The 8,105-nt window shown below is 65.8% G+C and carries 9 protein-coding genes and 1 pseudogene; 6 read left to right on the forward strand and 4 right to left on the reverse strand.

Annotated features, from left to right (window positions below):
* The first annotated feature begins 72 nt into the window (after window positions 1–72).
* Window positions 73–1,530, forward strand: a complete 1,458-nt coding sequence (gene obgE / locus A5777_RS14915) for a GTPase ObgE (RefSeq protein WP_064863246.1) — start codon at window positions 73–75, stop codon at window positions 1,528–1,530.
* The gene (gene proB, locus A5777_RS14920; RefSeq protein WP_064863247.1) at window positions 1,523–2,638 is read left to right on the forward strand and encodes a glutamate 5-kinase; all 1,116 of its coding nucleotides are present in this window, start codon (window positions 1,523–1,525) and stop codon (window positions 2,636–2,638) included. The genes obgE and proB overlap by 8 nt, the downstream gene beginning before the upstream one ends.
* 30 nt (window positions 2,639–2,668) lie before the next feature.
* Here the strand turns inward: proB and A5777_RS14925 are convergent, their stop codons facing one another.
* From A5777_RS14925 to ectA, 4 genes are all read right to left on the reverse strand, one after another.
* Window positions 2,669–3,553, reverse strand: coding sequence for a Sir2 family NAD-dependent protein deacetylase (locus tag A5777_RS14925; RefSeq protein WP_064863248.1), 885 nt, complete (start codon window positions 3,551–3,553; stop codon window positions 2,669–2,671).
* 151 nt (window positions 3,554–3,704) lie between these two features.
* Entirely contained in the window at window positions 3,705–4,130 is a 426-nt protein-coding gene (locus A5777_RS14930; RefSeq protein WP_049697058.1) for an ectoine synthase, read from the reverse strand.
* Window positions 4,127–5,398, reverse strand: a complete 1,272-nt coding sequence (ectB, locus tag A5777_RS14935) for a diaminobutyrate--2-oxoglutarate transaminase (RefSeq protein WP_064863249.1) — start codon at window positions 5,396–5,398, stop codon at window positions 4,127–4,129. The genes A5777_RS14930 and ectB overlap by 4 nt, the downstream gene beginning before the upstream one ends.
* A gap of 267 nt (window positions 5,399–5,665) precedes the next feature.
* Complete coding sequence (gene ectA, locus A5777_RS14940) at window positions 5,666–6,193, reverse strand: diaminobutyrate acetyltransferase (RefSeq protein WP_064863250.1); 528 nt, start codon at window positions 6,191–6,193, stop codon at window positions 5,666–5,668.
* Between the two features lie 188 nt (window positions 6,194–6,381).
* On the opposite strand from ectA, the gene rsmD reads away from it, so the two are divergent.
* The 4 genes and pseudogenes from rsmD to A5777_RS25830 form a co-directional block, all read left to right on the forward strand.
* The gene (gene rsmD / locus A5777_RS14945; RefSeq protein WP_064863251.1) at window positions 6,382–6,945 is read left to right on the forward strand and encodes a 16S rRNA (guanine(966)-N(2))-methyltransferase RsmD; all 564 of its coding nucleotides are present in this window, start codon (window positions 6,382–6,384) and stop codon (window positions 6,943–6,945) included.
* Window positions 6,942–7,430, forward strand: a complete 489-nt coding sequence (coaD, locus tag A5777_RS14950; RefSeq protein ID WP_064863252.1) for a pantetheine-phosphate adenylyltransferase — start codon at window positions 6,942–6,944, stop codon at window positions 7,428–7,430. Before rsmD ends, coaD begins: the two co-directional genes overlap by 4 nt.
* Before the next feature lie 174 nt (window positions 7,431–7,604).
* A pseudogene (locus A5777_RS14955) lies at window positions 7,605–7,871 on the forward strand (DivIVA domain-containing protein); the annotation flags it as partial.
* The coding region (locus tag A5777_RS25830) for a hypothetical protein (RefSeq protein WP_197502389.1) at window positions 7,849–8,105 on the forward strand (257 nt) is incomplete at its 3' end. The pseudogene A5777_RS14955 and the gene A5777_RS25830, both read left to right, overlap by 23 nt.

Here is an 8,105-nt window from a genome sequence, read left to right on the forward strand (position 1 = left end):
CAACGAGAAGATCAGGTTCGACGGCCCGACAGCGCGACCCGCGCTCACGGCCTACGAACGAGAAAGGACGTCATGTCGCGGTTCGTCGACCGGGTGACGATTCACGTCGCTGCGGGCAATGGTGGCCACGGCTGTTCGTCGGTGCATCGGGAGAAGTTCAAGCCGCTCGGCGGCCCTGACGGTGGCAACGGTGGCAACGGTGGGTCCGTGACGCTCGTCGTCGACCCTCAGGTGCACACACTGCTCGATTTCCACTTCCGGCCGCACGCCAAGGCGGGTAACGGGACGCCCGGCATGGGCGATCACCGTAGCGGCGCCAATGGCGACGATCTGGTCCTACACGTGCCGGACGGCACCGTCGTGCTCGATGAGAACGGAACGATCCTTGCCGACCTGGTCGGGGAGGGTACGACGTTCGACGCCGCCTCGGGCGGACGCGGCGGGCTCGGCAATGCAGCGCTGGCGTCCAAGGCGCGCAAGGCGCCGGGATTCGCACTCCTCGGTGAGGAGGGGCAGCACCGCGACCTCGTCCTCGAACTGAAGTCCGTCGCCGACGTCGGACTCGTCGGCTTCCCGTCGGCGGGTAAGTCGTCGTTGGTGTCGGTTCTGTCCGCGGCCAAGCCGAAGATCGCCGACTACCCGTTCACCACACTGCAGCCCAACCTCGGCGTCGTGCAGACCGCAGGTGGTGTGTTCACCATCGCCGACGTGCCGGGGCTGATACCCGGCGCGTCGAGTGGTCGGGGCCTCGGGCTGGAATTCCTACGGCATCTCGAACGCTGCGCTGTGCTCGCGCACGTCGTCGACCTCGCCACGCTGGAGCCGGGTCGTGATCCGATCTCCGATATCGACGCGCTCGAGGCCGAACTCGCCGCGTACGAACCTGCTCTGCACACCGATCATGGCCTCGGCGACCTCGCCGAGCGCCCGCGCGTGGTGATCCTGAACAAGACCGACGTGCCCGAGGCCAACGAACTGGCCGATCTCGTCGAACCCGAACTCGCAGAACGTGGTTGGCCCGTATACCGGATCTCCGCGGTCGCGCATCAGGGGCTCAAGGAACTGACCGACGCGCTCGCCACGATGGTCGACGAGTACCGCGAGGCACATCCGAAGCCCGCCGCTCGCCGTCCCGTGATCCGTCCGAAGGCCATCGACGACAGCGGTTTCACGGTCGTCGCCGATCCCGCCACGCCCGGTGGTTTCATCGTGCGCGGTACGCGGCCTGAGCGCTGGATCGCGCAAACGCAGTTCGACAACGACGAGGCCGTCGGCTACCTCGCCGACCGTCTCAACCGTCTCGGCGTCGAGGACGAGTTGGTCCGCCTCGGTGCGGAGCCGGGCGCGCCGGTCACCATCGGCGACGTCAGCTTCGACTGGGAGCCGACGACCCCGATGGGCGACGATGTGCCGATCACCGGGCGCGGCACCGACATTCGGCTTGATCGGTCGGAGCGTGTGGGTGCCGCCGAACGTAAGGAAGCGCGACGTCTGCGTCGTGGACTGCAGGACGAGACCGACGGTGAGTGACGTTCGCGAATCGATCGCTGCGGCTCGCAGCATCGTCGTGAAGATCGGGTCGTCGGCGATCACCGACCTCGACAGCGGACTCGACTGTGACCGGCTCGATCGGCTCACCGATGCACTCGAAGCCCGGATGCGAGCTGGTTCGGACGTCATCGTGGTGTCGTCGGGTGCCATCGGCGCGGGTATCGCGCCGCTCGGTCTGAAGAAGCGACCGACCGACCTCGCAACCAAACAGGCTGCGGCAAGCGTCGGCCAGTTGGCATTGGCGCACGCGTGGGGCACGTCGTTTCACCGCTACGGCCGGACCGTCGGTCAGGTACTGCTGACCGCCGACGACATCTCCAACCGTGCCCATCACGCGAACGCGCAACGGACGCTCAACCGGCTGCGCACGCTGCACGCTGTCGCCGTCGTCAACGAGAACGACACGGTGGCCACCAACGAGATTCGCTTCGGCGACAACGACCGTCTTGCCGCGCTCGTTGCGCACCTCGCGGGCGCCGACGCACTCATGCTGCTCTCCGACGTCGACGGACTCTACGACGGTGATCCGCGCAAGATCGGCCCCGACGGTGAGCGTGCGCGATTCATCGACGAGGTCAACGGGCCCGAGGATCTCGACGGTGTGATCGCGGGCTCCGGCGGCACATTGGGCACCGGCGGCATGGCGTCGAAGCTCGCCGCAGCGCGACTGTCGGCCGACGCGGGCGTTCCGGTCCTGCTGGCCGCCGCCGCAGACGCCGACCGCGCGCTCGGCGACGGATCGGTCGGCACGGTGTTCGCGGCGCGCCCGGAACGCTTGTCCGCCAGGCGTTTCTGGGTCAGGCATGCCGCCGACGCACGGGGACAGATCGTGCTCGACGACGGCGCAGTCGCGGCTGTCGCACGCAGGCGGCGCTCGCTGCTCGGTGCGGGGGTCGTCGGGGTCCGAGGGCGCTTCTACGACGGCGACGTCGTCGAATTGGTCGACACTGACGGCACCGTGCGCGCGAGAGGCGTCAGTAGCTATGACTCCGACGACGTCGCCCGCATGGTCGGGCGGTCGACGTCGGAACTACCGAATGAGTTGCACCGCCCCGTGATTCACGCCGACGACCTGGTTGCCGTCTGAGCCGATCAGGCAGTCGGGTCTATCCCGCCATCAGGCCGCCAACGGCGTGAGTTCGGCCAGCACCTCGGCGCAGTAGTGATCGATCTTGAGGTCGGCGATGTCGTCGGCGCGCGTGCTGCCGCGGTTGATCACCACGAGAGGTTTACCGGTGCGGTGTGCGTGCCGGGCGAATCGTAGCCCCGACATCACGGTGAGCGACGAGCCGACGACGATCATCGCGTCGGCGTCGTCGACTGCCGAGAACGCTTGCTGCACGGTGGTTTTCGACGCATTCTCGCCGAAGTAGACGATGTCGGGTTTCAGGGTTCCGCCGCACGCCGCGCAGTCGGCGACGACGAAGTCGCTTGTGTCGTCGAGTGTCACGTCGGCGTCCGGCGCCACCTCGATCGCGCCGCGGCCGGAGACACGATCGACGAATCCGGGATTGAGCGATTCGAGGGTGTCGGCGAGGCGTCGACGAGAGATGGTCTCGCCGCAGTCGAGGCAGCGCACGCGTCCATAACAGCCGTGCAGTTCGATCACCCCGCGTGTACCCGCCTTGGTGTGCAGCATGTCGACGTTCTGCGTGATGACCGTCGTCAGCACACCGCGGCGTTGCAACTCGGAGAGCACACGATGCGACGCGTTGGGTCGGGCGGCGTCCATATGTCGCCAACCCAGGTGATTGCGCGCCCAATAGTGGCGTCGGAAGTCCGGCGACGACAGGAACATCTCCAGCGTCATCGGCGTCCGAACCGGTGCGCCGGGACTGCGGTAGTCGGGGATGCCCGAGTCCGTGGAGATACCCGCGCCGGTCAGCGCGACGACGCGTCGGCCGTCGAGCAGTCGGCGCATCTGGTCGACGCGGGCGTCGAGATCGTCGTCGAGAGGTGTCGGTTCGGCCGGCGTCCAGCCGATCTGTAACCGCGTGCGCATACATCCAGGTTAGCGCCGCGTCGCAGACCTCAGGCGCGGTCGAGGCTTCAGACGGCGAAGATGGGAGCGCAGACGGGGTGGCACAGACGCCTGCGGGCCCCAGCTCCCAATGGGGAGTGCGGGGCCCGCAGGCGGAGTGTTGCTCGCGCGATCAGGCGTTCGCGTGCTTGCCGTTCGGTTGCTCCGGGACGGTGACGAGCGGGTAGATGCCGTTCTCGTCATGTACCTCGGTGCCGACGACCGGCGGGTTGAACACGCAGAGCATGCGCATCTGCGTCTCAGCCGTCACCGTGTGGCGCTCGTGTCCGTTGAGCAGGTACATCGACCCAGCGGCCAGGGGATAGGTCTGCCCGGTCTCGCGATCGAGCAGGGTTCCCTCACCCTCCACCAGCCACACCGCTTCGATGTGGTTGGCGTAGTGGAACTCGTTGACGCTGCCGGCGTTGATGGTGGTCTCGTGGAACGAGAATCCGACGCCATCGCCGCCGAGGACGATGCGCTTGGAGACCCAGTTGCCCTTGGGATCGGCGACTTCGCGCTCGGTGCCGGTGATTTCGTTGGTGGTACGGACGATCATGCGATCACCTCCTCCACGGAATCGACGAGAATGCCGAGTCCGCGGTCAAGTTCTTCGGTGGAAATATTCAGTGGCGGAAGAAGTTTCACAACTTCGTCCGACGGTCCCGACGTCTCGGCGAGCAGTCCGGACCCGAAGGCCCGGGCGCACGCCTTGGCCGCGAGCGTCGGCTCCTCGAAGACGAGGCCTCGCACCATGCCGCGTCCTCGCGTCGACAAGCCTTCGTGGCGTTCCGACAGCGTCGAGAAGACCTCGTCGATCTGGCGTCCCTTGCGGTGGACGTCGCGGGTGAGCTGGTCGTCGGACCAGAACTCGTTGATGGCCTTGGTGGCGGTGATGAACGCGGGGTTGTTGCCGCGGAACGTGCCGTTGTGCTCGCCGGGCGCCCAGACGTCGAGGTCACGACGAATCAACACAAGTGCCATCGGCAGTCCGTAACCGCTGATCGACTTCGACATAGTGACGATGTCCGGCTTGATACCTGCCTCCTCGAAGGAGAAGAACTCACCCGTACGGCCACAACCCATCTGGACGTCGTCGACGATCAGCAGGATGTCGCGGCGCTTGCACAACTCGGCAAGTCCGCGCAGCCACTCGGCGCGCGCGACGTTGACGCCGCCCTCACCCTGCACCGTCTCGACGATGACGGCGGCCGGGGTGTTCAGACCGCTGCCCGAGTCCTCGAGCACGCGCTCGAACCAACTGAAGTCCTCGACGGTGCCGTCGAGGTAGTTGTCGAACGGCATCGGCGTGGCGTGCACGAGTGGGATGCCCGCGCCCGCGCGCTTCATGGAGTTGCCGGTCACTGAGAGCGATCCCAGCGTCATGCCGTGAAAAGCATTGGTGAAGCTGACGATCGACTCGCGGCCGGTCACTTTGCGAGCCAGCTTCAGCGCCGACTCGACGGCGTTGGTGCCGGTCGGTCCGGGGAACTGGACCTTGTAGTCGAGGTCACGGGGCGCCAGGATCTTGTCGTGGAACGTCTCCAGGAACTGCCCCTTGGCGACGGTCGCCATGTCGAGCCCGTGGGTGATGCCGTCCGCCGAGATGTACTCGAGGAGAGCCTCTTTCAGGACCGGATGGTTGTGCCCGTAGTTGAGGGCGCCTGCGCCCGCGAAAAAGTCGAGGTATTCGCGGCCCTCGGTGTCGGTGATCCACGAGCCACGCGCGCGACCGAACACGGTCGGCCAGTTGCGGCAGTAGCTGCGGACCTCGGACTCGTTCTGGGTGAAGACCGAGTCGTCGATGGTGGTCTCGAGAAGTTGCATCGTGCATCCTCCAATGTGGGAAAACTCTGGGCCACAGTCACTTCGGAGCCAAGCTCTCGAGAAGTGCTGTGGGGACGCGCATGTACGCGTTCACTTTCGCGGCGCGCCACTGTTCGACGCATGCGCGTTGTGTTCGGGCGCAACGGCTCTGCGTCGCGGATCGTCTCGCCGACGACCGTTCGTCGTAAAGCCGGTGCTAGCCGCTACCGGCGAGAACGTACCGGCGGGCAACACGTCCGCCGGTGAGAAAACCCCGCGCTAGAAGTACTAGGGCTCGCCGACCTTCGGCTCGAGCATGTAGAGATCCTCCGGCTGGTGCGCATCCGGGAAATCGTCGACGGCGAACAGGTCGCGGCGAACGAAGTCCAAGCCGCGATCTCGTGCGACCGACGCGAAAAGACGTTGTGACGCAACGTTGTCGGGGCTGATGGTGGTGTGCATGGCCACCACCGAACTGCGCCGGACACGATCGAACAACTGGTGCAGCATCTTTGCTGCGATTCCGTGTCCGCGGAAGTCGTCGTCGACGGCGACCTGCCAGACCATGAGGGTCGACGGGTCAGCGGGGCGTCGATAACCGGTGACGAAACCGACTGCGCGACCGTCGACTTCGGCGACAATCGAGGTGTCGGCGAAGTCGTGGCACCACAGCACATAGGCATAACTCGAGTTGACGTCGAGAACCTGTGAATCCGAGGCAATTTCCCAGAGTCTGGTTCCGTCGGACACCGTCGGCGTCCGATAGTCGATCGTCAGGACAGTTGATGGGGCCGTTCTCGTTGAGGAGGGGCTCATAACGTTCCTGACGTTAACAATGTGTGTCGGCGAAGTCATGCTGCTGCTGGAATCGGACACCGAAACCCCGGCGTCGGCGCTGTTCAACGCCCGATTGTGATAGGGGTCACGTTTGTGTGATTTGTCGGTGTCGGATGGCCGAGACCCGGCGTTCTCATCGGGCGAGTAGCGCGAGCAGAATACGAACGATGACGAGGATCATCGCAGGCGCTCTCGGCGGGCGACGGCTGACCGTGCCAGACGACGGCACCCGCCCGACCTCCGACAGGGTGCGCGAGGCTCTGTTCAGTGCGCTCGCCGCGCGCATCGACTTCGACGACGCGCGCGTCCTCGACCTCTATGCCGGCTCGGGGGCGCTCGCGATCGAGGCTCTCTCACGCGGTGCGGCGACGGCCGTCCTGGTGGACAGTCGAAAGCGGGCCACCTCGGTCATCGCCGCGAACCTGCGCTCGCTCGAGCTGTCTGGTCGATCCGACGTGGTGACGTCCTCGGTCGGCTCGTATCTCGCGGCATCCAGAGCCGGCGAGCCGTTCGACCTGGTGTTCTCCGATCCTCCGTACGCGCTGGACACGGCAGACGTCGAGGCCGATCTCGAGCGCTTGAGTGCCGACGGGTGGCTCGCGGACGACGCGCTCGTCGTCGTCGAACGCGACGCGCGGTCGTCGGCGCCGACGTGGCCCGACGAGTTCGATCTCATCGTCGAGAAGGTCTACGGGGAGACGCGCGTGGAGATCGGTAGGTTTACGCCATGAGCAGCGCAGTGATCCCAGGTTCCTTCGACCCGTTCACCAGGGGACATCGGTACATCGTCGAACGTGCGGCGTCGGCCTTCGACGAGATCGTGGTTCTCGTCGTGGTCAATCCCAACAAGCACGGCCTGTTCAGCATCGACGAGCGCATCGCGCTGATCGAGCAGGACTGTGCCGATCTGCCAAACGTCCGCGTCGACCGATGGACCGGTTTGCTCGTCGACTATCTGACCGAGAAGAACATCGGAGTCCTGGTGAAGGGGCTGCGCTCGGGTGTCGACTTCGACTATGAGCTCCCGATGGCACAGATGAATCGCGAGCTGGCCGACGTCGAGACGGTCTTCATGCTCACCGATCCGCGCTTCGCGCACGTCTCGAGTTCGCTGGTCAAAGAGGTGGCGAAGCTCGGTGGCGACGCGTCGCCGTACCTTGCACCGCACATCTATCGTCGCCTCGAGGCGGTCCTGGCGGGGGAGCGGACAGTCTGACGTTCACTGCTGACCCGTCGCCACAAATGCCACAGGCGACACGCCCATATCATCCGGCTCCATAATCCCAGCGATCACATTCGGCACAATAGTCACATCAGTCTCAGACGGACCCGCGTCACCACGACACAGGTCTCACTGACAAGTAATGGCATGAGCCGGATTGGGGTAGCTGTGTACCGGGTATTTGAAGCTCTCGACGAACTCGTGGCCATCGTCGAAGAGGCACGAAGCGTTCCCATGACGGCCGGCTGTGTCGTGCCGCGTGGAGATGTCCTCGAGCTGCTCGACGACATCAAGGATTCGATTCCGGGCGAGCTCGACGACGCTCAGGACGTTCTCGACCAGCGCGAGAACATGCTCGGCGACGCCGCCGATCACGCCGACAAGGTCGTGACCACCGCGGAGTCGGAGTCCGATGCCATGCTCGCGCACGCCCGGTGACGGCGTCGAACTCGCGCGCCGCGCTCGTCGACAGCCGGTGAGCTTCCGCGCTGGCCTCGTCGACCAGGTTCTTGCCGTGCGCGCTGGCCTCGTCGACCATCCGGTCGGCCTGCGCCTTGGCGTCGGCAAGAAGGCGGTCGGCCTCGGCGCGGGCGTGCGCGAGCATGGCATCGGACTCCGACTCCGCGGTGGTCACGACCTTGTCGGCGTGATCGGCGGCGTCGCCGAGCA

The organism is Gordonia sp. 852002-10350_SCH5691597, assembly GCF_001665715.1.
Taxonomy (GTDB): Bacteria; Actinomycetota; Actinomycetes; order Mycobacteriales; family Mycobacteriaceae; genus Gordonia; species Gordonia sputi.

What these genes read in the sequence shown, in the direction of transcription:
- obgE (WP_064863246.1), top strand. Translation starts at nt 73, where the DNA reads ATGTCGCGGTTCGTCGACCGGGTGACGATTCACGTCGCTGCGGGCAAT.
- A5777_RS14925 (WP_064863248.1), bottom strand. Translation starts at nt 3,553, where the DNA reads ATGCGCACGCGGTTACAGATCGGCTGGACGCCGGCCGAACCGACACCT.
- A5777_RS14930 (WP_049697058.1), bottom strand. Translation starts at nt 4,130, where the DNA reads ATGATCGTCCGTACCACCAACGAAATCACCGGCACCGAGCGCGAAGTC.
- ectB (WP_064863249.1), bottom strand. Translation starts at nt 5,398, where the DNA reads ATGCAACTTCTCGAGACCACCATCGACGACTCGGTCTTCACCCAGAAC.
- ectA (WP_064863250.1), bottom strand. Translation starts at nt 6,193, where the DNA reads ATGAGCCCCTCCTCAACGAGAACGGCCCCATCAACTGTCCTGACGATC.
- rsmD (WP_064863251.1), top strand. Translation starts at nt 6,382, where the DNA reads ATGACGAGGATCATCGCAGGCGCTCTCGGCGGGCGACGGCTGACCGTG.
- coaD (WP_064863252.1), top strand. Translation starts at nt 6,942, where the DNA reads ATGAGCAGCGCAGTGATCCCAGGTTCCTTCGACCCGTTCACCAGGGGA.